This window comes from Nocardia acidivorans NBRC 108247, assembly GCF_001625085.1.
Taxonomy (GTDB): Bacteria; Actinomycetota; Actinomycetes; order Mycobacteriales; family Mycobacteriaceae; genus Nocardia; species Nocardia acidivorans.
In genome coordinates, this window is record NZ_BDAW01000030.1 from 49687 (window position 1) to 74113 (window position 24427).

23 protein-coding genes and 1 pseudogene are annotated in these 24427 nt (G+C 66.7%); 11 read left to right on the plus strand and 13 right to left on the minus strand.

The window, feature by feature from the left end:
• Nucleotides 1–7: 7 nt before the first annotated feature.
• The 3 genes from NA10_RS17790 to NA10_RS17800 all read right to left on the minus strand — a co-directional run bounded on the left by NA10_RS17790 (nt 8) and on the right by NA10_RS17800 (nt 3668).
• Nucleotides 8–1138, minus strand: coding sequence for an acyl-CoA dehydrogenase family protein (locus tag NA10_RS17790; RefSeq protein ID WP_067569209.1), 1131 nt, complete (start codon nt 1136–1138; stop codon nt 8–10).
• A complete protein-coding gene (locus NA10_RS17795; RefSeq protein WP_067569212.1) occupies nt 1139–2050 on the minus strand; it encodes an enoyl-CoA hydratase in 912 nt (303 codons plus the stop codon). It lies immediately after the preceding gene.
• A gap of 70 nt (nt 2051–2120) precedes the next feature.
• Nucleotides 2121–3668: a FadD3 family acyl-CoA ligase gene (locus NA10_RS17800; protein WP_067569215.1), complete on the minus strand. Its 1548-nt coding sequence runs from the start codon at nt 3666–3668 to the stop codon at nt 2121–2123.
• 70 nt (nt 3669–3738) lie between these two features.
• Between NA10_RS17800 and NA10_RS17805 the strand changes: the two genes are divergently transcribed.
• From NA10_RS17805 to NA10_RS17830, 6 genes are all read left to right on the plus strand, one after another.
• A complete protein-coding gene (locus NA10_RS17805) occupies nt 3739–4959 on the plus strand; it encodes an acyl-CoA dehydrogenase family protein (RefSeq protein WP_067569218.1) in 1221 nt (406 codons plus the stop codon).
• On the plus strand, nt 4956–5780 hold the full coding sequence (locus tag NA10_RS17810) for an SDR family oxidoreductase (RefSeq protein WP_067569221.1): 825 nt from the start codon (nt 4956–4958) through the stop codon (nt 5778–5780). The genes NA10_RS17805 and NA10_RS17810 overlap by 4 nt, the downstream gene beginning before the upstream one ends.
• 293 nt (nt 5781–6073) lie before the next feature.
• Nucleotides 6074–6778 carry a hypothetical protein gene (locus NA10_RS17815; RefSeq protein WP_245677582.1) on the plus strand — a complete coding sequence of 235 codons (705 nt, stop codon included), beginning with the start codon at nt 6074–6076 and terminating at the stop codon, nt 6776–6778.
• A 131-nt stretch (nt 6779–6909) separates the two neighbouring features.
• Entirely contained in the window at nt 6910–7518 is a 609-nt protein-coding gene (locus NA10_RS17820; protein WP_373862388.1) for a TetR/AcrR family transcriptional regulator, read from the plus strand.
• Between the two features lie 73 nt (nt 7519–7591).
• Nucleotides 7592–8743 (plus strand): acetyl-CoA C-acetyltransferase, encoded by a 1152-nt coding sequence (locus tag NA10_RS17825; protein WP_067569230.1) that lies wholly within the window; start codon nt 7592–7594, stop codon nt 8741–8743.
• A 129-nt stretch (nt 8744–8872) separates the two neighbouring features.
• A complete protein-coding gene (locus NA10_RS17830) occupies nt 8873–10699 on the plus strand; it encodes a multicopper oxidase family protein (RefSeq protein WP_067569233.1) in 1827 nt (608 codons plus the stop codon).
• On the opposite strand, the gene NA10_RS17835 is transcribed toward NA10_RS17830, so the two are convergent.
• Both NA10_RS17835 and NA10_RS17840 read right to left on the minus strand, forming a co-directional pair.
• A complete protein-coding gene (locus tag NA10_RS17835; RefSeq protein ID WP_157556590.1) occupies nt 10689–11084 on the minus strand; it encodes a hypothetical protein in 396 nt (131 codons plus the stop codon). The two genes, NA10_RS17830 and NA10_RS17835, sit on opposite strands and share 11 nt — an antisense overlap.
• On the minus strand, nt 11042–11542 hold the full coding sequence (locus NA10_RS17840) for a putative PEP-binding protein (protein ID WP_067569239.1): 501 nt from the start codon (nt 11540–11542) through the stop codon (nt 11042–11044). The genes NA10_RS17835 and NA10_RS17840 overlap by 43 nt, the downstream gene beginning before the upstream one ends.
• 80 nt (nt 11543–11622) lie before the next feature.
• Here NA10_RS17840 and NA10_RS17845 point away from each other — a divergent pair, with 80 nt between their 5' ends.
• A complete protein-coding gene (locus tag NA10_RS17845; protein WP_157556591.1) occupies nt 11623–12003 on the plus strand; it encodes a hypothetical protein in 381 nt (126 codons plus the stop codon).
• A gap of 85 nt (nt 12004–12088) precedes the next feature.
• Nucleotides 12089–13471: a uracil-xanthine permease family protein gene (locus NA10_RS17850; RefSeq protein ID WP_067569245.1), complete on the plus strand. Its 1383-nt coding sequence runs from the start codon at nt 12089–12091 to the stop codon at nt 13469–13471.
• Between the two features lies 1 nt (nt 13472).
• Here NA10_RS17850 and NA10_RS17855 read toward each other — a convergent pair whose 3' ends face one another.
• From NA10_RS17855 to NA10_RS17890, 8 genes are all read right to left on the minus strand, one after another.
• Nucleotides 13473–14903, minus strand: coding sequence for an FtsW/RodA/SpoVE family cell cycle protein (locus NA10_RS17855; protein ID WP_373862389.1), 1431 nt, complete (start codon nt 14901–14903; stop codon nt 13473–13475).
• Between the two features lie 54 nt (nt 14904–14957).
• The gene (locus NA10_RS17860) at nt 14958–15953 is read right to left on the minus strand and encodes a cytochrome c oxidase assembly protein (RefSeq protein WP_067569249.1); all 996 of its coding nucleotides are present in this window, start codon (nt 15951–15953) and stop codon (nt 14958–14960) included.
• A 55-nt stretch (nt 15954–16008) separates the two neighbouring features.
• Entirely contained in the window at nt 16009–16998 is a 990-nt protein-coding gene (locus NA10_RS17865) for a cation diffusion facilitator family transporter (protein ID WP_067569252.1), read from the minus strand.
• 114 nt (nt 16999–17112) lie between these two features.
• The gene (locus tag NA10_RS17870; RefSeq protein WP_067569255.1) at nt 17113–17973 is read right to left on the minus strand and encodes a metallophosphoesterase family protein; all 861 of its coding nucleotides are present in this window, start codon (nt 17971–17973) and stop codon (nt 17113–17115) included.
• 234 nt (nt 17974–18207) lie between these two features.
• Nucleotides 18208–19293, minus strand: a complete 1086-nt coding sequence (locus tag NA10_RS17875) for an NAD(P)H-dependent flavin oxidoreductase (RefSeq protein ID WP_067569258.1) — start codon at nt 19291–19293, stop codon at nt 18208–18210.
• Nucleotides 19290–20048 carry a CoA-transferase subunit beta gene (locus NA10_RS17880; RefSeq protein ID WP_067569261.1) on the minus strand — a complete coding sequence of 253 codons (759 nt, stop codon included), beginning with the start codon at nt 20046–20048 and terminating at the stop codon, nt 19290–19292. The genes NA10_RS17875 and NA10_RS17880 overlap by 4 nt, the downstream gene beginning before the upstream one ends.
• Nucleotides 20048–20926, minus strand: a complete 879-nt coding sequence (locus NA10_RS17885) for a CoA transferase subunit A (RefSeq protein WP_067569264.1) — start codon at nt 20924–20926, stop codon at nt 20048–20050. Before NA10_RS17885 ends, NA10_RS17880 begins: the two co-directional genes overlap by 1 nt.
• Before the next feature lie 5 nt (nt 20927–20931).
• Nucleotides 20932–21696 (minus strand): enoyl-CoA hydratase family protein, encoded by a 765-nt coding sequence (locus NA10_RS17890; RefSeq protein WP_067569267.1) that lies wholly within the window; start codon nt 21694–21696, stop codon nt 20932–20934.
• Nucleotides 21697–21752: 56 nt separating this feature from the next.
• Here NA10_RS17890 and NA10_RS17895 point away from each other — a divergent pair, with 56 nt between their 5' ends.
• The 3 genes and pseudogenes from NA10_RS17895 to NA10_RS17905 all read left to right on the plus strand — a co-directional run.
• Nucleotides 21753–22541, plus strand: a complete 789-nt coding sequence (locus tag NA10_RS17895; protein ID WP_067569278.1) for an SDR family oxidoreductase — start codon at nt 21753–21755, stop codon at nt 22539–22541.
• A 31-nt stretch (nt 22542–22572) separates the two neighbouring features.
• Nucleotides 22573–23487, plus strand: a complete 915-nt coding sequence (locus NA10_RS17900) for an SDR family oxidoreductase (RefSeq protein WP_067569270.1) — start codon at nt 22573–22575, stop codon at nt 23485–23487.
• A 613-nt stretch (nt 23488–24100) separates the two neighbouring features.
• A pseudogene (locus tag NA10_RS17905) lies at nt 24101–24427 on the plus strand (hypothetical protein); the annotation flags it as partial.

The following is a 24427-nucleotide window of genomic DNA, read 5'->3' on the forward strand; positions in this document are numbered from 1 at the left end:
CGGATGACTAGCGCGGCAGCCCGAGCAGGCGTTCGGCGATGATATTGCGCTGGATCTCATTGGTACCCGCGTAGATCGGACCCGCCAGCGCGAACAGGTAACCGTCGGTCCAGGCCGATTCCTGTTCGGCCGCCGCGCCGTGCAGATCCAGTGCGGTCTCGTGCATGGCGATATCCAGATCGGACCAGAACACCTTGTTCACCGAGGATTCCGCGCCCAGTTGACCGCCGTCGGCGAGCCGGGTGACGGTGGCCCAGGTGTTCAGGCGATATGCCTCGGCGCCCACCCACGCGTCGACCACGCGGTCGCGCACCGCGGTATCGGTCTCGGCCGCAGCGTTTTTCCACAGCCCGATGAGCTTGTCGGCGGTGGCATTGAACCGGCCGGGCGAGCGCAGCGACAGTCCGCGCTCATTGCTCGAGGTCGCCATGGCGACCTTCCAGCCGTTATTGGCCTCGCCGATCACATCGGCGTCCGGGACGAACACATTGTCGAGGAAGATCTCCGCGAAGCCGGGCTCGCCGTCCAGCTGCGGAATCGGCCGCACCGTAATGCCTTCCGCGGTGAGCGGGAACATCAGGTAGGTGAGTCCCTTGTGCCGCTGAGCTTCCGGATCGCTGCGGAACAGGCCGAAGCCCCAATCCGCGTAGGAGGCACGCGAACTCCAGGTCTTCTGACCGTTGAGCAGCCAGCCGCCCTCGGTGCGCTTGGCGGTGGAGCGGATACCGGCCAGATCGCTTCCGGCCTCCGGTTCGGACCACGCCTGCGCCCAGATATCGTCCGCGCGCGCCATTCTCGGCATGATGCGGGCCAGCTGCTCGGGCGAACCGTGCTCGAAGAGCGTCGGTGCGAGCAGGAAGATGCCGTTCTGCGAGACGCGGCCGGGCGCGCCCGCGGCGTAGTACTCCTCCTCGAAGATGACCCATTCGATCATCGAGGCATCGCGGCCGCCGTACTCGGCGGGCCAGGCGACGCAGGACAGCCGGGCCTCGGCCAGCGTGGCCTCCCACGCCCGATGCGCCTCGAAGCCCTCCTTGGTGTCCATCGACGGCAGCGGGGTCGCCGGGACGTTGGCCGCCAGGAATTCGCGGACCTCGCGGCGGAATTCCTCTGTCTTGGCGTCGAATTCGAGATCCACTTACTTCGCCCCGTTCTGCTCTGCAGCGTCTGTGGTGGTGGCGGTCGCCTTCATGGACTTGGCGTTCATACCGCCGAGCGAGTCCGCGCCGACCTCGGCATTGTGCGCGTGCGCGAAATGGTGCAGCCCGAATACCGAATCCATCCCCGCGCGCATACCCATGAGGTCCTCGCACTGGTTGACGGCCTTCTTGGTCAGCGCCAATCCGAACTGCGGCATGGTGGCGATCTTCTCGGCCAGCGCGAAGGTCTCGGTCTCCAGATTCTCGCGCTCCACAACGCGATTCACCATGCCCCACTCGTAAGCCTGTGCGGCGGTGAAGCGGTCGCCGGTGAAGAGGATCTCCTTGGCGCGGCGCGGGCCCAGCACCCACGGATGGGCGAAGTACTCGACACCCGGAATGCCCATGCGGACAACGGGATCGGAGAAGAAGGCGTCTTCGGAGGCGACGATCATGTCGCACGACCAGGCCAGCATCAAAGCGCCCGCGATGCACGCGCCCTGCACCATGGCGATGGTCGGCTTGGGGATCTCCCGCCAGCGCCGGCACATGTTCAGGTAGACCTCGGTCTCGCGGGCGAACCGCTGATCCCCGCCCGCCCGATCGGTGTGGTCCCACCACAGCGCGGCCTGGTTCTCGTACTTGATGTGATGGTCGCGCCCGGGTGTGCCGATATCGTGCCCCGCGCTGAAATGCTTTCCGGCGCCGGCCAAGACGATCACCTTGACCTCGGCATCCTCGACCGCGCGCACGAAGGCGGCATCGAGGGCGTAGGTCATGACCGAGTTCTGCGCATTGCGATAGTCCGGCCGGTTCAGCGTGAGGACCGCGACCGGTCCCCGCTTCTCATAGAGGACGACATCGCCCTCATCGGGAATCGGTCCCGGATCCGCCCTGTCGTGCGCGCTCACGCCGCATCCTTTCCGGAATGACCGGAGCGCTCCGTGGTTACGCTGCGCTGCCGCCTCCGCGCTTGACCGGTCATTCCTTCTCCTCACGTAGTTGCCGCTTGAGAACCTTGCCCGCGGCGCTGTAGGGCAACTGATCGCGGAACTCGACGAACCGCGGAACCTTGAAATTGGCGAGCAGCGTCTTGGCATGCGCCAGTACGTCTTCGGCGGTGAGGGTCGCGCCGGGGCGGCGCACCACGTACACCTTGCCGACCTCGCCCAGGCGCTCGTCCGGTACGCCGATGACCGCGGTCTCGGCGACGCCGTCCAGTCGCGCCATGGCCTGTTCCACCTCGGCGGGATACACATTGAAGCCGCCCGAGATGTACATGTCCTTGAGCCGGTCGGTGATCTTCACGTACCCGCGGTCATCGATCACCGCGACATCGCCGGTGTGCAGCCAGCCGTCCTGGTCGATGGTGTCGGTGGTGGCCTGCGCGTCATCGAGGTAGCCCACCATGATCTGCGAACCGCGCAGCAGCAGTTCGCCATTGTCGGCCAGCTTGACCTCGAAGCCGTCGATGGCCCGGCCGCAGGTATTGGCGATGGTCTCTGCCGAATCCTCGGGGCGGCACATGAGGCCGAAGCCGCCGGATTCGGTCTGCCCGTACGCGGTGAGCACCACATCGAAGCGCAGTTCATCGCGCATGCGCTCGATGAGCACGACCGGCACGGTGGCCGCGCCGGTGACCGCGACGCGCAGTGAGGACAGGTCGGCCGAGGCGCGCGCCGGATGCTCGAGAATGGTCTGAAAGATGGTCGGCGGACCGGTCAGCACGGTGATCCGCTCATCCTGGATCAATCGCATGGTCTCGGGCACGTCGAAAGTGGCCTGCGGCAGGATATTCGCGCCGGTGACCAGGCACGCGAGAATGCCCGCCTTGTAACCGAAGCTGTGGAAGAACGGCGGCACCACGAGGTAGCGGTCGGCACTGTTCAGGGTGGCGCAGTCGGCCCAGGCGCGGGCGCTGGTGAGCGCCTTGCCGTGTGAGATGAGCACACCCTTGCTGCGGCCGGTGGTGCCGGAGGTGAACAGGATATCCGAAAGATCCTCGGCCCGAATGGATTCCGCGCGCGCGATGACATCGTCGAGGCTGACGGCCTCGGCCAGCTTCGGCAGTTCGGACCAGGCGATGGCGTTCTCGACATCCTCTTCCCGCTCGGCGGGAATCACGATGACGGTCTCGATCGCCAATTCCGGTGTGTCCGCGCGCAGTTCGGCGAGCCGGTCGCGGCCCAGGAAGGTGCCGACGACGAACAGCGCCTTGGCCTCCACCCGGCCCAGCACGTCGGCGGCCTCATCGGCCACGTATCGGGTGTTCAACGGGACGATGACCGCACCCACATAGTGGGTGGCCAGTACCGCGGTCACCCAGTGGTGGGTGTTCGGAGCCCAGATGCCGATCTTGTCGCCGCGTCGCACACCGCGGGCGATGAGCACACGGGCGGTCTCGCGGACCGAGTCGAGCAGTTGTGCCCAGCTCAATCGCACGGCACCGTCGGAGACGGCGGGTGCGGAACCGAAGACGCTCGCGGCGTGGTGCAGTGCGAGCGGAGTGGTCTGCGGTGGGGATGTCACAGGGTCTCCGAGCGTCCGGGAATGGGTCTAACAAAGCAAGTGCTTGGTAGGTTACTCTACGGGGGTGAGCATGATCCAGACCCCCGAACCGGCCAGCGGGACGACCAGCAGGCAAGACGAGGAATTTCGTGCTGAGGTGCGGGATTGGCTGGCCCAAGCCCTGAACGGACAGTTCCGTGAACTGCGCGGTCTGGGTGGTCCCGGACGCGAGCACGAAGCCTTCGAGGAACGCCTCGAATGGGATCGCGCGCTCGCCGCCGCGGGTCTCACCTGCCTGGGCTGGCCCAAGGAGTGGGGCGGCCGCGATGCCACCCTCGCGCAGCAGGTCATCTTCCACGAGGAGTACGCCAAGGCCGATGCGCCCAGCCGGGTTTCGCACCTCGGCGAGGAACTGCTCGGCCCGACCGTGCTGGCCTTCGGCACCGAGGAGCAGAAGCGCCGCTTCCTGCCCGGTATCCGCAATGTCACCGAACTCTGGTGCCAGGGCTACTCCGAACCCGGCGCGGGCTCGGACCTGGCCGCGGTCAGCACCTCGGCGTATCTGGACGGCGACGAATGGTCGATCACCGGACAGAAGGTGTGGACCTCGCTCGCGCACCTGGCCGACTGGTGCTTCGTGGTCGCGCGCACCGAGAAGGGCTCGAGCCGTCACCACGGTCTGTCCTATCTGCTGGTGCCGATGAATCAGCCCGGTGTCGAGGTGCGGCCGATCATCCAGCTCACCGGGACCGCGGAGTTCAACGAGGTCTACTTCGACAATGCCCGCACCGCCGCCGATCTGGTGGTCGGCGCGCCCGGCGACGGCTGGAAGGTCGCCATGGGCACGCTCACCTTCGAGCGCGGCATCTCCACGGTGGGTCAGCAGATCCGCTACGCCCGCGAGCTCGCCGACCTCGAGGATGTCGCCCGCAAGAACGGGACCCTCGAAAACGCCGTTGTCGCAGACCGTTTCGACAAGGCGTGGGTTGGACTGCGCGTACTGCGCGCACACGTGCTGCGCACCCTGGAGTCCGGTCACGACGGCGCCACCGTCGACGCCCGCACCGCGGCCGGTTCGGCGTCGGTCACCAAACTGCTGTGGGCCAATTGGCATCGCGATCTCGGCGAACTGGCCATGGACGTACTCGGTGCGCCCGGCCTCATCGCCGATGCTCCCGGCGATGACCTCAATGCCTGGCAGCGACTCTTCCTCTTCACTCGCGCGGACACCATTTACGGCGGTTCGAACGAGGTACAGCGCAATATCATCTCCGAGCGGGTGCTCGGACTTCCTCGAGAGGCTCGTCCATGAGTGAGCGAAGCGAACGGCCAGTGGGCGCCGTCGACTTGTCCACCGCCCCCGAAATCACCCCCGGCCACAATCTGCTCGCGGGCAAGGTCGCCGTGGTGACCGCCGCCGCCGGTACCGGAATCGGTTCCGCCACCGCGCGCCGTCTGCTGTCCGAGGGCGCGGATGTCGTGGTCTCCGACTGGCACGAGCGTCGCCTCGGGGAAACCGCCGAGGCGCTGCACACCGAATTCCCGGACCGCCGAATCGCTTCCGTGCCTTGCGATGTCAGCTCCACCCAGCAGGTGAACCAGCTCATCACCGAATCCGTCGCCGCGCTCGGCCGCATCGACATCATGGTCAACAATGCCGGTTTGGGCGGAGAGACCCCCGTCGTGGATATGACCGACGAGCAGTGGGACAAGGTCATCGACATCACCCTGAACGGCACCTTCCGCGCTACCCGCGCGGTGCTCGAGTACTTCCGCGAGGCGGGCCACGGCGGCGTCATCGTGAACAATGCCAGCGTGCTCGGCTGGCGCGCCCAGCACGGGCAGGCGCACTACGCCGCCGCCAAGGCCGGTGTCATGGCGCTGACCCGCTGCTCGGCCGTCGAAGCCGCCGAATACGGCGTGCGCATCAACGCCGTCGCGCCGTCCATCGCCCGGCACGCCTTCCTGGACAAGGTCACCTCGGGCGATCTGCTCGATCGCCTGGCCGCGGGCGAGGCCTTCGGTCGCGCCGCCGAACCGTGGGAGGTGGCCGCCACCATCGCCATGCTGGCGAGCGATTACACCACCTACCTCACCGGCGAGGTGGTCTCCATTTCGAGTCAGCGCGCCTGATTTGACGTAATTTCACCGATTTCGGTTCAACACAACCGAATTCGGATATACGGGTGATGTGGAAAGCCGTGTCACCCGGTTGCGGTATTTCGCACCGCCATCCGCCGCGAGGGTTTGGCGGTGCGTTTTCTCAGCCCTGAACGCTGCCTGATTTATCGGCGGCGCGAAATGGTTGGCGCGCCGATGGTGTCGTTGTGCAATCCTGGTTTAGGCCGGTTCCGCATAGTCGAAGGGCGCGACCCATGGGTCCGGATCGCCGACAACAAGCAGCCACGCAAGAACCCCGTTCCGAGTTGGAACTCGAGTTGGTCCGCGAGGTCGTGCTCGCGCGCCGAAGACTCGACAATGTCGTTTTGGCCGCGCTCACCCTGGGCGCGGAATTACTCGAACACGATTCCGAACGCGCCACCGCCGCGCGCGCGGCGCAGATACTCGAACAGCACGCGGTCGACGAGGGCGAAGTCCTGCGCGATCCGCGCGCGGCCCTGCGCCACGATCTGATTCGCGATCGCGATCGAGCCAGGCGGATCGGACTGGTCCGCGAATCCTGGCATCCGCCGTCCGAGGCCGAACAGCGCCGGCGAAAACAGACCGAGTTACTCCGTGAAGTGCGCGCCGATCTGCTGGAAGTGGTGCGAACCTGCGGGCGCGTGCACTACGACCGCACCACCTTCGCAGACGGCATCGCCAAGGGATTGTGCGCCGCCACCGACAAATTGGTGGAGGGCGCGGATATGGAGACCTATCGCGCCTGGCAGCGCGGCATGGTCCTGAAGATCGTCGAGGAACCCGGTTACGACGGCGAACCGCCCCGCGTCATGGCGACCGTGGACGCCGGACCGGGCCGGGAACCCCTCACCGTCGAATGGGACAGCCCCGAACGAAGATTGGCCCTCGTGGCCCGCATGGCCAGAGCCGGAATCTCCCCGATAGTCATCTGCGACCGATTACTGGCCGACCTGTCCGTTTCCTCGCCACTCAGGTACTCGGTCCGATAGCTTCGGAGGCTCGGGCGAAGCGCCGAAGCCCCGAGAGTTGTCGGGGGTTCGGGGGCGGAGGCCCCTGAGAGTTGCGAGAGTTGTTCTCACCCCCCTCGACCAAGCAAATGCTTGGTTGTATATTGGGCTACGTGACCACACCCCCGGAGCCTTCCAAGTCTGCGCGTCGTAGCGAGCTGCTCGGCTTGGCCGCCAACCTCTTCGCCGAACGAGGACTGCGCGCCACCACGGTTCGCGATATCGCCGACGCCGCGGGCATTCTATCCGGGAGTCTCTACCACCACTTCGATTCCAAAGAAGCGATGGTGGACGAAATTCTGCGGGGTTTCCTCGACGACCTCTTCAGCCGCTACCGCGAAATCGTCGGCTCCGGCCTGAGCGCCCGCGACACCCTCGAAGCCCTGGTGATCGCCTCCTACGAGTCCTTCGACCAGTGGCACGCGGCCGTCGCCATCTACCAGGCCGAGGCCAAACGCCTCAGCGGCACACCACGATTCGGCTATATCGACGAGTACAACCGCGAATTCCGCGAACTCTGGCATCGGGTGCTCACCAATGGTGTGCAAGACGGCAGTTTCCGCCCCGAAATGGATATCGAACTGGCGTACCGGTTCCTGCGCGACACCGTCTGGGTGTCGGTGCGCTGGTATCAGCCGGGCGGCCGGATCACCGTCGACAGCCTCGCCAAGCAGTACCTGACCATCGTGCTCGACGGCCTCACCAGCCCCGACGCCAGATAGTCCATACAGCACAGCCCGCAGTCAGCAGTAGGAGCAGATCATGTCAGCACCGTCCCGCCGCCAGTACTCCCCGATGCGGGAGGCGTATGTGATCGACGCCGTGCGCACCCCGGTCGGCAAGCGCGGCGGTGCGCTCGCCGCCGTACACCCGGCCGATCTGGGCGCGGCCGCGCTGCGCGGGCTGATGGGCCGCAACAAGATCGACCCGGTGGTCGTCGACGATGTCGTGTTCGGCTGCTGCGACACCATCGGCCCGCAGTCCGGAAACGTCGCCCGCACCGCGTGGCTGGCGGCGGGCTACCCGGAGTCGGTGCCCGGTGTGACCGTGGACCGGCAGTGCGGGTCCTCGCAGCAGGCCATCACCTTCGGCGCCCAGGCCATCATGTCCGGCACCTCCGAGGTGATCGTGGCCGGTGGTCTGCAGAATATGAGCGCCATTCCGATCTCGGCCGCCATGCTCGCGGGCAAGGAGTACGGGTTCGAGGCGCCGTTCGTCGGTTCGCAGGGCTGGGATCACCGCTACGGCACCGGTGAAGTGTCGCAGTTCAATTCGGCCACCATGATCGCCGAGAAGTGGGATATCTCCCGCCGCGATATGGAGGAGTGGGCGCTGCGCAGCCACGATCGCGCGCGCAAGGCCATCGCCGAGGGCAAGTTCGATCGCGAGATCGTGCCGGTCGGCGACTTCTGGATCGATCAGGGACCGCGCGAGACCAGCCTGGAGAAGATGGCCGGACTGCAGCCGCTCGCCGAAGGCAGCCGCATCACCGCCGCGCTCGCCAGCCAGATCTCCGACGGCGCCTCGGCCACCCTGCTGGCCTCGGATTGGGCGGTGCGGGAGTACGGGCTCACCCCGCGTGCCCGCATCCATCACGTGAGCGCGCGCGGCGCGGATCCGATCTACATGCTCACCGCGCCGATTCCGGCCACCAGGTGGGCGCTGGAGAAGACCGGGCTGACCATCGACGATATGGATGTCATCGAGATCAACGAGGCCTTCGCCTCGGTCGTGCTGGCCTGGCTGAAGGAGACCGGCGCGAATCCGGAGAAGGTCAATGTGAACGGCGGCGCGATCGCGCTGGGCCATCCGCTCGGCGCGACCGGGGCCAAGCTGTTCGCCTCGCTGCTCAATGAGCTGGAGCGGGTGAACGGGCGCTACGGCATGCTCACCATCTGCGAGGGTGGCGGCACCGCCAATGTCACCATTATCGAGCGCCTGGGCTGAGTTCGCTCCGTTGGTTCCCGAGGTCGCGCACCTTTTTTCGGTGTGCGGCCTCCGGCGTTTCCGCGAAAGTGGGATAGTCGAAGAAAGGACAAACCAGGCGATGTGGCCGGACGGGCGAATCGACGAGATATGGGCGAACACCTGCCGAGGAGAGGGTTCCTACTGGGAGCCCTCGGGGTGGGACTCGGCATGGCGGGCCTCGCGCACGCGGATCCCGCACCGCTGCCGCCACCGCCGATTCCCATTCCGCCGATTCCCGCGCCGCCCATTACCCCGCTGAACTATCACTCACCCGCGCTAGAGCCGTATGTGGACGAATTGCCGATACCCGAAACGCGAGCGGCGGCAGGGGAATTGGCCGCCATTTCGGGGGTGCACCGCTATCACCGGGATCTACCGGAGACGCGCAGCTGGGGATTCGGACAGGATGTTCTCGGGCCGAATCTGGAGGCGCATCGGGATCGGGTGGCGCGCATCGCCTTTCGCAATCAACTCGGCACGCACGTGCTGGCCCCGCATGTGGATCTGACCATGCACGGGGTGACCGAACTCGATCGCACCGATCCGCGCTTCACCGTGCATCTGCACGGCGGGGCGAACGCCCCCGATGACGACGGGCATCCGCTCATCGGGTGGCGCAATGGCGGCGGGCCGAGTTTCACGTATTCGAATCGGCAGGAGGCCGCGACACTCTGGTATCACGACCATGCGATGGGAATCACGCGGTTGAACATTCAGGCCGGGCTGGCCGGAATGTATTACCTGCGCGACGAATTCGATACGGGGCGGGACCACAATCCGATCGGGTTGCCCAGCGGGGAGTTCGAGATACCGCTCATCGTGCAGGATCGGACCTTCAATGCCGACGGCAGTCTGCAACCCATGGTCGGGACCTATATTCCGCAGGGCTACAACCAATCCGGGCAGGTCGGCGATGTGGCGTGCGTGAATGCCGTGGCGTGGCCGCGGCTTCGGGTGCGGCGGACGCTGTACCGGTTCCGGGTGCTCAACGGATCCAATTCGCGGCCGTACATCTTCGAGTTCTCCAATGGAATGCCCTGCTGGGCAATCGGAACCGATCTCGGGTTGCTCGACGCGCCGGTGCTCACCCCGTCGATCCGGGTCAGCCCGGGCGAGCGGGCCGACCTGCTGGTCGACTTCAGCTCGTTCGCGGACGGCACGACCATCGATCTGGTCAATACCGCCCGAAACGATCTGGGCAATACGGTGTTCATGGTGCCGGAATTGCGCCCCATCATGCGCTTCACGGTCGCCGGTGACGGGCCGCCCGCCGGTGTTCCGCCCCGGTTGCGCGGCGGACCCGGCCTGCCCGACCCGCTACCCCCGCTGGGGCCGCCCGAATCGGTGCGGACCATGACGCTCATCGGACTCAATGACGATTCGCGCTCGGCCGCGGTCTTCCCAACCATGATGTCGCTCAATAATTTGGCGTTTCTGAGCAGCGATATCGATATGGCGCGGGCGGGCACGGTCGAACAGTGGGACATCGTGAATACCACCCCTTTCGACCATCCCATCCACCTGCATCTGGCCCGGCTGCGCGTGATCGGCCGCCAGCCCATTCTGACCGCCGCCTATTGGTGGGCGAATCTGCCGCCGAGATTCGGGATACGCTGGGCTCCCACCGCCGACCCCTATGCCCTCGGCCCCCAAGAGGGGCCGCCCCCTTGGGAAGTCGGCTGGAAGGACACCGTCGAATGCCCCACCGACACCATTACCCGGGTGCTGGTGCACTGGCCCTCGGTCGAGGATCTCGGCTTCGATCCGGATACCGCTCTGACCATCCCGTCCGGTGCGGAAGCCATCGCGCCCGCGGGAATGGCTGATATGGAACAATTTTCGGGGTCGCCCGAGATCCACGGTTATGTCTGGCACTGCCACAACCTCGACCACGCCGATCACGACATGATGCAGCAGATCCGCGTCATGCCTTGACGGCCGCTCGCGCCGCGATATCGCGGCGCGTCTTCGCCTTTGTCGCGGTGAGCAATTCGAGTTCGGGAAGGTCCGCCCATTCCGCGCCGAACAGTCGGGGCAGATCGTGATAGTGCGCCACGCATTCGTCGATGCCCGCCGCCCGGCAGGCGTCGATCAACTCCGGCGAGAGGTATCCGGCCACCGCCAATTCGACGCCGCGGCGCTCGGTCACCGTGCGCGCCAAGGTGATTGCCGCCATCAACCCGCCGGAGGGCGCGACACCCGGGGCTCGCAGTCGGACATCGATCAGCGAGGACAGATCATTCACGCCGATCAGTGCGCGCTGCACCCCGGCATCGATCATGCGGTCCAATTGCAGTAGGGCCGAGGGGGTTTCGACCATGGATCCGATCGCAATCCCGGATGCCCGGTCGCGTATCTCAGTGACCGCCCACTCGACCTCCGCCGGATCGGTGAGAACGGCATCAGCACGCCGGCCCCGCCCACCGCTGCCACCCCGTCGATCTCGGCCCGGAAGTGCTCCGGAAACCGCTGCGCCCGGCGGATCCCGCGCATCCCCAGCAGCGGAAACGCCTCGTCGTCGAGGATCGCTTCCACCCCCGTGAGCACATTCGCCTCGATGGTGGTGACCTCGGTGAATCGATACCAAACGGGTTGCCCCGCAGCCTGATCGACCACCTCCCGCAGGTAGGGGACCAGCAACTCACCCACCGACTCCGCCGTCGGATACCGCCCGGCCCGCCGGAACACATACTCACCCCGGAGCAGCCCGACCCCCGCGAACCTTCCCTCCAGCCGCGGCTCCAGCCGTTCCCCACTCAATGCCACGCTGATTCGCACCCGGAAATGCTACGGAGTGGCGGGGGTGCGAAGTTCACCGACAGGGGGCGCACCGTCCTTGCGCGTTCTACCGTTGGTATATGTCCAGGTCAGGGGAGGGCCGGTTCGAGGAGATCGCACGTATGGCCCGGCGTGTGCAGGATGCCGTCGCGGGGGTGCGCGGCACGGCGGTGGGGGAGGGGGTGCGTATCGAGGTGGCCGCCGATGGTCGGATCACCGACCTCCGGCTGGCGGATCCGCTTCTCGCGCAGGCGATTTCGCGGGCCCATACGCGAGCGCTGGCGGCTGCGGCCGGGTCGGTGTCGGACCTACGTCGCGAACTTACGGAGGAACCCGCGATCGCCCACGCGCTTCGCGTCCTGCTCGAATCAACACCCGCCGCCCACGACCGTGACCGAGTCGAGGACGCCAACCCGTATGCCCTGCCGGTGGCTGTGCGGCGCGGGTACGGGGTCGGATAGGGCATGTGGGGTGGGGAGCTGGGGGTTTGCTCGGATTACTATTTGCCCGAATTGGTTTCCGGCCTAGGTAGAAAGCGGGCTGTTCATGGATGTGGGTGTCCGCTGGCGGGTGCACGGGGACGGGCGCACGCCCGCGCCAGGAGCGGTGGTGCGGCCGGATGAGCGGCTGACCTGGCCGCGCACGCTGGGGTTGGGTGCGCAGCATGTGGTGGCCATGTTCGGGGCAAGTTTCGTCGCACCGGTGCTGATGGGGCTGGATCCGAATCTGGCCATCATGATGTCGGGCGTCGCCACCGCGATCTTCCTGCTGGCGACCAAGGGACGGGTGCCGAGTTATCTCGGATGTTCGCTCTCGTTCGTCGGTGTGGCGGCGGTGATTCGGGCGCAGGGCGGCAGTAGCGCGACGGTTACCGGGGCCTGCCTGGCGGTCGGGGCGGTGCTGTTCCTGATCGGTGTGGCGGTGCAGCGGTTCGGTGCGCGAATCATTCACGCGGCCATGCCGCCGGTGGTGACCGGTGCGGTGGTCATGCTCATCGGATTCAATCTCGCGCCGGTGACCGCCGCCACGTATTGGCCGCAGGATCAGTGGACGGCCCTGCTGGTCATGTTGTTCACCGGGCTCGCGGTGGTCGCCCTGCGCGGATTCTGGTCGCGCATAGCGATTTTCCTCGGCCTCATCGTCGGCTACGCCTTCTCCTGGGTGCTGGATCGGGTCTTCGGCAAGATTCACTCCCCCGACGGCAGCGGTGCGGTCACCGATCACTGGCGACTGGATCTCTCCGGTGTCGCGCACGCCGATTGGATCGGCCTACCGCAGCTGCACGCGCCGTCCTTCGAATGGTCGGCGGTACTGGTCGCCCTGCCCGTGGTGATCGCCCTGGTCGCCGAGAACGCCGGACATGTGAAGGCCGTCGGTGAGATGACCGGCGACAATCTCGACGGCAAACTGGGCACGGCCATCGCCGCGGACGGTGCGGCCTCCATGCTCTCGACGGCGGTCGGCGGTCCGCCCAACACCACCTATTCGGAGAATATCGGTGTCATGGCCGCCACCCGCGTCTACTCGACCGCGGCCTACTGGGCCGCAGCCGGTTTCGCGCTGCTCTTCGGCCTCTGCCCGAAATTCGGTGCGGTGGTCGCGGCCATTCCGGGCGGTGTGCTCGGTGGCATCACGGTCATCCTGTACGGCATGATCGGCCTGCTGGGCGCGCAGATCTGGACCAATGCCCGGGTGGATCTGCGCAACCCGCTCAATCTGGTGCCCGCCGCCGCCGGTCTGATCATCGGAATCGGCAATGTGAGCATGAAGTTCACCGATACCTTCACCCTCAGCGGTATCGCCCTGGGCACCCTGGTGGTGATCACCGGCTATCACGTGCTGCGCCTGCTCGCGCCCGCGCACTACAGGATCGAGGAACCGCTGCTGGACGAGGGCACCTCGTCCTACGACGACCCCACCGGAAAGTAGTTCACTGCCCCCTGCCGAGCCACCGGCGCGAAACATGTTGCGTCTGTGCCTCGGCCAGCGGTGCGGCCGGTCGCGCGGGCGCCGGTGGCGCGGTCCGCGCATCGTGCGAGATCCGGATCAGCAACGCCACGATCACATAGTTGGCCAGCAGTGACGATCCGCCGTAGGACATGAACGGCGTGGTGAGACCGGTCAGCGGAATCAATTTCGTCACCCCGCCCACCACCACGAACAGCTGCCAGCCGATCGAGAACGCCAGCCCGCCGCCGAGCAGTTTGCCGAAGGCGTCCCGGGTGGCGAGCGCGGCAACGAATCCACGCAGGGTGAGGATCAGGAAGAGGGCGAGCACCGCGGTCAATCCGGCCAGCCCCAACTCCTCACCGATGGTGGAGATGATGAAATCGGTCTTGGCGAACGGCACCTCCTGCGGTCGCCCCGCCCCGATTCCGGTACCCAACAGGCCGCCGGTCGCCATGCCGAACAGCGCCTGCGAAATCTGGTAGCCCGTCGTGTAATACGTGGCGAACGGGTCCTGCCACACTTCCACCCGCACCCGCACATGCGGGAACATCGAGTACGCGAGCGTGGCGCCCACCGCGAACATGGCGAAGCCGATGATCAGCCAGGACACCCGGTCGGTGGCGATATAGATCATGGCCAGCACGGTGCCGAACACCAGGAGTGAGAAGCCCAGATTCTTCTCGTACATGAGCACCAGCAGCGACATGGCGGTCACCAGCAGCAGCGGTGCGAGATCGCGCAGCCGCGGAAAGGTCATGCCCAGCAGCCGATGTCCGGCCGTGGTGAACAGTTCCCGATTCGCCACCAGGAACGCGGCCACGAAGATCAGCAGCAGCACCTTCGCGAACTCACCGGGCTGAATCGAGAAGCCGTGCAGCAGGATCCAGCTCTTACCGCCGTTGACCTCGCTGTACTGCGCGGGCAACAGCGCCGGGAGCAGTAGTGCGCCCAGCCCGGCGAGCCCGCAGGTGTACCCGTATTTGGCGGGCGCGGTGTGATCGCGCACCAGCGCCAGCATCAGTGCGAAAAGTCCGATTCCGATTCCGGTCCAGATCAATTGGTGCGCGGCATCGCTGGCCTGGGTGCTACTTCCGGCCAGCGGATTCTCATGATCGAGCCGGTCGATGAGCACCAGGCCGAGCCCGTTCAACAGCACCGCGCACGGCAGCAGTACCGGATCCGCGCTCGGCGCCCAGCGCCGCACCGCCAGATGCGCCACCAGGGTGAGCGCGGCGAAGATGCCGAGGGTGCTCAGCGTGGTCGCGCCGGTCCCGGCCGCGGCCGACAGAATCACCGCGGCGAACGCGGTCAGGGCGACCGCACCGGCGCAGAGCACCAGTTCGGCGCCGCGAAAGGCACGACCGGGTGACCCGACCGTATGCGAACTGTGCCGAAACCTGTTCACGCCCAACAGTAGCGCGGGCGCACCGGTGCGCGCAGCGAGTAGGAGTTCCGGGGCCGAAGATCAACGGCGGCGGAAGCGCTGACTCAACTGCGGATCGCTCTCCCACCACAGCCCGGTGGTCTGCGGGGCGACCTCCGACCGCCGTGCACCCGATTCGGGTGAATCATCCCGTATTGCAGCGGTTTCGGTGTGCGCGGCGACCGCATCGAGCTCGGCATCCACCTCGGCCGCCTTGCGCCGCTCGTCATCGGACCAGGCGCGCATGAGCATGAGCGCGAACGGAATTCCGAGCACATCGCCGAGCAACCAGAGAATGCCCGCGCCCGCCGTCTGATCCATGCGCTGACTCGGACCCCAGGTGCGGCCCACCTGCGCGTAGTAGCCCGCCGCGAGAATCGGCCCGAGCCACACCACGATCCCGAGAATGCCGTCCGCCAGCGATTCGATCACGGTGATGAGCAGTGAGACGGCCTGGGAGTACCGGCGCGGCACCGGATCGGCCTGCAACCGCGAATAGAAATACAGAAACCCGATGCACACCAGGGCTATTCGCGTCGTGGCATCGATCAGGCCGTTGCGCAGCACGGACTCGTACCAGGGCGAGAAATACAGCAGCCACGGCGTCAGCAGAATCGCGGCCGAGGGAACCAGCGGGAAGGTCAGCCCGGTGACCAAGCGGCTGTTCAGCATTCGATCCATCCGCGCCCGCCCGGTCTCCCCGAGCGCCCCGCGCAATACGGTCAACGGCATCCCCGCCGCCAACCCGAAGGCCACCAGATAGAGCAGCAGCAGAGTTTGCAGCGCCCGAACCCAGAACAGGGTGTCGGAGTAGACCCCGAGCGCCCCCACCCCCGTGTAAAGCCAGAGCCCGACCCCGACCACACCGAAACAGATCGCGCGTCCGCTACCGGGAAGGTCCGCACCCTTGCGCTTCGCCGCGAACCACGCCCACCCGTACCCCGCCCCGACGAGCACTGTGAGGACGACGGCCGGGGCATCCCACTGCCAAGCGGTCAACAGCGAACCCACCGTCAGCGGAGTATCGATACAGTTCACGCAGGCCAGTATCCGCCTGCCCGGAAGTCACTTCCCGGCGGTGCCCGAAGGGCGCTCAGCGCAGGGCCGAATGGGTTTGGCCGTGGGCCTGTTCGCAGTGCGATTCCTTGTCCCGGCCCAGGGCCAGGACCCCGGGCTGGGCGTGATCGACCTGGAGGGTGGCGTGGTCGATGTGGTGTTCGTGGGCCAGGAAGTGGGCCAGGTCCTCGCGAACGGCGTGGCAGTCGTAGCCGGGCTCGACCAGCACGTGCGCCGAGAGCGCGGGCGAGCCGGAGGTGATCTCCCAGATGTGCAGATCGTGGACTTCCACCACGTGATCGCGGCCCGCCATGGCCGCACCGATCACGGTGGGGTCGAGGTTCTCGGGCGCGGCCTCGAGGAAGATACGGCTCGATGCCCGAACCAGGCTGACTCCGGCCTTCACCATGAGAACGACCACGATCATGGTGGCGATCACATCGGCCCGCACCCAGCCGGTGAACATGATGATGGCGCCCGCGACGGCGGTGGCGATGAAGCCGTACAGATCATTGAGAATGTGCTGGAACGCGCCCTCCACATTCAGGCTGGAGCGATTGGCGCGGCTGATCATCAGCGTCGCAAGGAGATTCACGACCACGCCGATGAGCGCGGTGGTCAACACCAGAGCGCCGGTGACCTCCGGCGGATCGAAGAGCCGGCGGACGGCCTCGAAGGTCAACCAGGCCGCGAGCACCAGCAGGGTCGCGCCATTGGCCATGGCGGAAAGGATCTCCACGCGCTTCCAGCCGAAGGTCATGCGCCCGGCGGCGGGTCGCGCGGCGAGTCGAATGGCCCAGAGCGCCAGCACGATCGACGCCGCGTCGGTGAGCATATGTGCCGCGTCCGAGAGCAGCGCCAGTGATCCGGAGACGATGCCGACCACGACCTCGCCCGCCATATAGGCCACGATCAGCGCGAGCGCGCCCGCCAACCAGCGCTTATCGCTGTCCGCGGTGGCACCGTGCGTATGCCCGTGACCATGTGCGTGCCCGTCCCCCGGACCATGCCCGTGTCCTGCGCCCACGTCGATCTCCCTTCATTCCCGACCGCAGGCGATCATATGCACGCATCGCTATGTATGCAAGGTTGTGAATGTGTGAAACGCCCGCACCGGGGCGAATGCCCGTTCGCCGCGCGGCTAACCCGCGGCGGGTTCGGCCAGGGCCGAGCCGGTGGTGTGCGGGAGTTCCAGGACCGTCCAGGAGTGGTCGACGGCATAGGCCGGGTGATGCGACGCCTCGGGATCGGCGGCCAGGCCCTCGACCCGGGTCCACTGCCCCGGACCGGCGGCGATCGTCTCGGAATAGCGGAAGTGCAGATGCCCGTGGAAGTGCACGGCGGGCCGCAACTGCTCGACCACGCGCTGAATCCGGTCCTGGTTCGGGAAGCACTCCGGCTTGTTCTTGCGATTGAACTGGGGCTGGGTGGCTCGCGGCTTATCGTGTGTGAGCAGTACGTCCACCGGCGAATCATGCTGTGCGAGCAAGCTTTCCAGCTCGTCGTCGGTCATCTCCTCCTCCGGGAACCAGAGCGTCCCGGCGGTGAGCGGCCGCCGGCTCGACCCGTAGGCCCGCCTTGTGGCCGCCTGCTCCTCCCGGTGCGACTCCCGGGCCAGCCGCCAGCCCTTATCGGTGGACCGTGCCCCGCCGAAGGCCGCGAACGTGGTGCCCTCCCACTCCCACCGATGCCCGCGCGGCGCGTACCGCAGATACTTGCGGCAGACCAGGAACCCCTCCTCGTCCCGCCGCTCCCCGTATTTCTCGACCAGCAGCGAGGACTTGTCGTGATTCCCGTCCAGGAAATACACGGTCACCCCGGCCCGCTTGGCCGCCCTGTTCACCACGTCGAAGTACCGCCGCCCCGACGGCATATGCTCCCAGGCCCCGAAATCCCCCACCGCGAACACCTTCGGGCACCCCTGCCGCACCGCGACCCGCAGCACGGTCAGCGCATGGTCGGTGTTCCCATGGAGGTCACCGACAATCAGGACATTCCCCATCGCCTCATAGTCCCAGCAGAGTGCCCGTCCGGCATCACCATTTCCTCGCGTCGAGGCGGTACAGCAACCAGGCCGCCCCCGGGCGAGAGGTTCCGGGGACGGCCTGTGCGCGCGGTGCCGGGCACCGCGCTACGGATCCGAGGTCGATCGGATCGGTGAGGTGCGCGACCGGTTGTGTCGGCCGCGCAGATCGCGAGCCCCGCGGCGAACGCCGCGGGGCCGATGGGGGATTGGTTAAGCGGTGGCCTCGGCGTCGGTGACGCGGAAGCTGCCCAGGGCGTCGATGCGGGTGATCGCGTCGGCGATGATGCGGTCGATCAGTTCCCGGACGGTCGGCAGGTCCTCGATAATGCCCGCGACCTGACCGGAGGCGAGCACGCCCGCCTGCGTATTGCCCTCCACCAGACCGGCTTTGAGCAGCATGGGGGTATTGGCGGCCATGATCACCTGGGACCAGGTGAGGTCCTTGTGCTTGCGCATAGCCAGACCGTCCTTGACGATGGTCGTCCACTTCATGCCGGTCATGCCCTTGAACTTCAGCGCATTGGACGCCGCGGCGGCGAAACCGCGAGCGCTGCTGGAGTTCTCCAGCTTCCGCACGAGTTCGGTGTTCAGCACCCGGTGCGGCATACCGTCGACCTTGGTGGACACGACGGTGTCCTGCAGACCGCGAGACAGGTACTCCTGTTTCACCGAATCCGGCACGCTGCTCTCCTGGGTCAGCAGGAAGCGGGTGCCCATGGCGACACCGGCCGCGCCGTAGGACAGTGCGGCGGCCAGACCACGACCGTCGAAGAATCCGCCACCGGCGATCACCGGGATATCCACCGCGTCGAGCACCGACGGCAGCAGCAGCGTGGTCGCAACCGAACCGGTGTGCCCGCCGCCCTCGCCGCCCTGCACGATCACCGCGTCGGCGCCCCAGGAGGCCACCTTCACCGCGTGCTTGGCCGCACCGATGGACGGAACCACCACCACGCCATTGTCTTTGAGCCGCGCGATGAGTTCCTTCTTGGGCGCGAGCGCGAACGAGGCGACCTTCACGCCCTCGCGGATCATCAACTCGCAGCGCTCGGCGGCGTCGAAGCCGTCGGCGCGGATATTCACGCCGAACGGCTTATCGGTCTGCGATTTGGTCTTGGCGATGGCCACTTCGAGTTCTTCGAAGGTCATGGTGGCCGAGGCCAGAATGCCCAGGCCGCCCGCGTTGGCGGTGGCCGAGACCAGGCTCGGTCCGGCGACCCAGCCCATGCCGGTCTGCACGATCGGATGCTCGATGCCGACCAGTTCGGTCAGCGGCGTCTTCAACCGGGCGGTCATGCCGACACTTCCTTATCACGGAAGCCCTTGGGGTCCAGCACGGTTCGGATTATCCGCAGCTCTTCCTCGGTGGGCAGCCGGGTCTCGCCCGCCTCGGCCAGGCCCGCGATCTCGAACGAGGTGTTCTCGGCGACCTCATCGGCACTCACGCCCGGATGCAGCGACAGCGCGCGCAGGGTGTGGTCCGGGCCGTTGAAGTCGAAGACGCCCAGGTTCGACACCACGCGGTGCAGGTGATGGAAGCGGTACGCCGGGTTCTCGGGATCGATCTTGTCGTAACCGATACCGGAGACGATATCGACGGCCTCCACGAACACCCGCCTATTGTGCTTGGGCACGAAGTAGCTGGTGGCATGGTTGATGGTGTTGCCGGGCGCGCCGCGCACACCGAACATCTGCCGGGTCGGCTGCTGTAGCGGACCGAAGGCCGAGAGGTTCTGATTGCCGTGCTTGTCGATCTGGTTCGCGCCCATCACCACGTGGCGACGGCCCGAGGCGACGACGTCGAAAACCTTCGAGAACGGAATCCAGCCTTCGATCGGAGCCTTGCCGCCGATGGCCGGAACCTCGGCGAAGAACAGCGCCTCCCCGTCGGACAGCAGCAGATCCGGCTCGAAGGTGAGCCGCGCCAGCCGCGCGCCGATGGTGGTGACGGTGGACATCGGGCTGGCCATGATCTCGCCCGCGCCCCGGAAGATCTCGGCCGCGGCGACAACGCAGATCTCGGCCCGAGTGATTGTTGCGGTGTCGGTCATTACTTCTGCTCCTCGGCGAAAGCGCGGACGGCGGCCTGGTATTCGTCCTCGGACACGTCCAGGTAGGTCGCCTTGAACTCCGCCCACGATTCGGGCGTCTTGGCGGCCTCGACATAATGCCGCTGGAACTTCTCATCGCGGCCGTAGCTGCCGGAGAAGGTGAAGTGCGCGCCACCGGGGGCCTCGACCACACCGTCGACCATCATGCGATTGAGGATGATCGACTGCTGCGGAACGGCTTTCACCAGTTCATCGGTTTCGACCAGGCGGTCCACCGACAGGTAGCGGCGCTCGGCGGCCAGGGAGTACAGATCGTCGAAGTACGGATCGACGCCGGTGTACGCGGCATTGCCGTGCTTATCGCCCAGATCCAGATGCACGAACGAGGCATCGAGGTTCAGGGCGGGCATGGCGATGAGGGTTTCGCTGCGGCCGTCCGCATCGGTGTACGGCGACCGCACCGTCTTCAGCTCGCCGTCCCAGAAATCGACTACGGCCGAACCCAATCCGGCGCGAATCGGCAGGAACGGCAGGCGGGCGGCGGCGGCCTGCAGGCCGCACTTGACCATGCCCTCATCCATCTCGCGCACGGTGATCTCGCCACCGGTGCGCGCCTTGGCGAACCACGGATCGTAGAACGGCGCGGAATCCAGGGATACGAAGCCGTAGTACGCCTTTCGCACCTTGCCCGCCGAGCACAGCAGACCCAGATCCGGTCCGCCGTAGGTGACGACCGTCAAATCCTTGATGTCCGAACGCAGAATCGCGCGGATGAAGGCCAGCGGCTTGCGGCGGGAACCCCAGCCGCCGATGCCGATGGTCATACCGCTGCGGAGCTCGCCGACGACCTCGTCGAGGCTCATTCGCTTGTCGCGCATGGCTTTTACTTCCCCTTCTTCTGGGCGGCCAGGTCGTCGTCGAACCGCGCGCGGATCTCATCGGCGACACCGGCGAGGTTGAGCTCCATGGTGAAGCCCTGCTCGAACCGGTAGGACTTGTGCACGTCCTGTACGTCGATGCCGTTCAAAGCCTTCTTGGCGGCGCGAATGACGCGGCCGTCCTTATTGGCGATATTCTTGGCGACTTCCATTGCGGCGGCGTCGAGTTCGGCGCGCGGCACCACCTTGAAGACCGAACCGTAGTGATGCAGCTGCTGGGCGGTGAGCGTGCCCGCGGTGTAGAACATGGTCCGCATCAGATGCTGGGGGACCAGGCGCGAGAGGTGGGTGGCCGCACCGAGCGCGCCGCGGTCGACCTCGGGGAGGCCGAAGGTCGCGTCGTCGGAGGCGATGATGACATCGGAATTGCCGACCAGGCCGATGCCGCCGCCGAGGCAGAAGCCGTTCACCGCGGTGACGACCGGAACTTCACAGTCGTAGATGGCGGCGAAGGCGGCGAAGCAGCCGTGGTTGGCGCGGATGAGGGCGGTATGCCCGGTATCGGCGTTCATCTCCTTGATATCGACACCGGCGTTGAAGCCGCGACCCTCGGCGCGCAACACCACGACCTTGGTCTCGGGGTTGCGTCCCGCTTCGCGGACGGCATCGGCAAGAGCGAACCAGCCGTCCGAAGGCAGGGCGTTGACCGGCGGGTAGTCGACAGTGACGACTTCCACGCCTTCGGTTTCGGTGTGACGGATGATCCCCATCGCAAGTCCCATCGTTGGCAAAACAAGCAAGTGCTTGGTAGGTTAGCACGGTGGCAATCGAAGTGAACCTCTCCGGCTCGGTCGTCCTGGTCACCGGCGGCGTGCGTGGAGTCGGGGCCGGTATCAGCCGGGTATTCCTGGACGCCGGCGCTACCGTCGTGGCCTGTGCGCGCCGCCCCGCCGATACCCCGATCGAGAGCAATGGGCGCGGTATCGACTTCCTCCCGTGCGATGTGCGGGACCCGGATTCGGTGCGCGAACTGATCGATGCCATCGTGGCGAAGTACGGCCGGATCGATACCGTCGTCAACAATGCGGGCGGTGCTCCGTTCGCCTTGGCGGCCGATGCAAGCCCGAACTTCCATTCCAAGATCATTCAGCTGAATCTGCTTGCGCCACTGCTGGTCTCGCAGGTCGCCAACGATGTCATGCAGCGACAGGACACCGGTGGTTCGATCGTGATGATCTCCAGCGTCTCCGGCCACCGGCCGTCGCCGGGCACCGCCGCTTACGGCGCGGCGAAAGCGGGGGTGGACAGCCTGGTCGCCTCGCTCGCGGTGGAGTGGGCCCCGAAAGTCCGGATGAACTCGGTCATCTGCGGCCTGGTCAATACCGAATCCTCGCATCTGCACTACGGCGATGAGGACGGTATCGCCGCGGTCAGTGGCACGGTTCCCATGCAGCGCATGGCAACCCCCGAAGACATCGGCCGCACCGCCGCCTTCCTGGCCTCCCCGCTGGCCGCCTACATCACCGGCAGCGCGCTGCTGGTGCACGGGGGCGGGGAGAAGCCCGCCTTCCTCACCGCCTCCACCGCGGACGTCCCCGCCGTCACCGGCCACTGATCCCCACTCACTCATCAGCGAGGTATTCGATATGACCGACAACAAGATCTGCGACGGCCGCGTCGTCATCGTGACCGGAGCGGGTCAGGGCATCGGCCGCGCGCACGCGCTGGCCTTCGCCGCCGCCGGAGCCAAGGTCGTGGTGAACGACCTGGGCGCCGAGCTCGACGGCACCCCCAAGCCGGACTCCGGCGCCGCGAAGGTGGTCGAGGAGATTCGTGCAGCCGGTGGCGAAGCCGTGGTCAACGGTGACGACGTCTCGGATTGGGAAGGTGCGCGCCGCCTGGTCGCCACCGCCATCGAGACCTTCGGCGGCCTGGACGTCCTGGTCAACAATGCCGGTATCGTCCGCGACCGGATGCTGGTCAACCTCGGCGAGGACGAGTGGGACGCGGTCATCAAGGTGCACCTCAAGGGCCACTTCGCTCCGATGCGTCATGCGGCCGAGTACTGGCGCAACGAGTCCAAGGCCGGTCGTCGGCCCGAGGCCCGGGTGATCAACACCAGCTCCGGTGCGGGTCTGCTCGGTTCGGTCGGACAGGGCAACTACTCGGCCGCCAAGGCCGGTATCGCGGGCCTGACCATCACCGCCGCCGCGGAGTTCGCGCGCTACGGCATCACCGTGAACGCCATCGCCCCGGCCGCCCGCACCCGGATGACCGAGACCGTCTTCGCCGAGACCATGGCCGCCCCGGAGGACGGTGGCTTCGACGCCATGGCCCCGGAAAACGTTTCCCCGCTGGTGGTTTGGCTGGGCAGCACCGATTCCGCCGGTGTCACCGGCCGGATGTTCGAGGTCGAGGCGGGCAAGGTGACCGTCGCCGATGGCTGGCGGCACGGCGTCTCCATCGATCGGGGCGCGCGCTGGGAGCCCGTCGAGCTCGGCCCGGCCGTGCGCGAACTGCTCTCCAAGGCCACCACCCCCGAGCCCGTCTACGGAGCCTGACCGCCGCCCCGCGACTTTCAGCCCGGCTCAGGCCGGGCACCGGTCGCGTTGACCTCCGGCGGTATGGCGTCGGGCGAGTTCGCCCGTCCCCGGCGAGTTACCCCTGGCGGCACGAAATCAGTTGTCGCCTTTTGATACGAATACGCAACGCGCATAGGCCGTCCCGGAGCACCCGCCGGGGCGGCCTCTGTGTTTTGGGACACATTCCGTGTCGGTGATGTTATGGCTGGGCGGAGGTACCGGAGCGGTAGCTGTCTGGTTGGTCTGGAATGTCCCTGTCTGTCATAGGGAAAGTGGGGGTTCGGCGGGGGCTGGTGGGGTGGTCGCGGGGGTGGGATAACCCACTGATCGGCCAATTGTGCTGGGGCGCTTGTTGATATTCGGTACAGCGGGGCGAAGTCAGGCGTACGGTTTGGAAGGCCCCCTAACGGGCTCGGGAGTTGTGCGGGGTGAGGTGGTGACAGATACGATGACCGCGTTCCGCAAAGGTCCGGCAATCGGGGCGGCCGGGCCCATATGTACCGCTCCGCAGTACTGGAGCAAGCCGACTGCGCAGTATTGATGAGGGGATGGCTCTCGCATGATCATTGGTCGTGCATTGCGCTTGGTGGCAGTGACCGCAGCTGTCGCCGGGTCAGCGCTGCTCGGGCCGGTGCCCGCAGGAGCGCAACCGGGCATAGACCTGGAACCGGCGCCCGGGGCGGGTGAGAATCCGGCGGTCGGCGTCCCCGATCCCCATACCGTCGCCGTCCCCGTGAATCCCGTTGCCGGACCGGGGGATCTGCTGGCCGTGATTCTCGGCATCGGAACCGGATCGGCCGCGGTGGGCTCCGCGGGCGTGGGTTCGGCCGGAGTCGGCTCGGCGGCCACCGGCTCGACCGGGCTGGGCGTATTGCTCGGCGGTACCGGTTCCGCGGCGGTCGGCTCGGCGGGCGCGGGT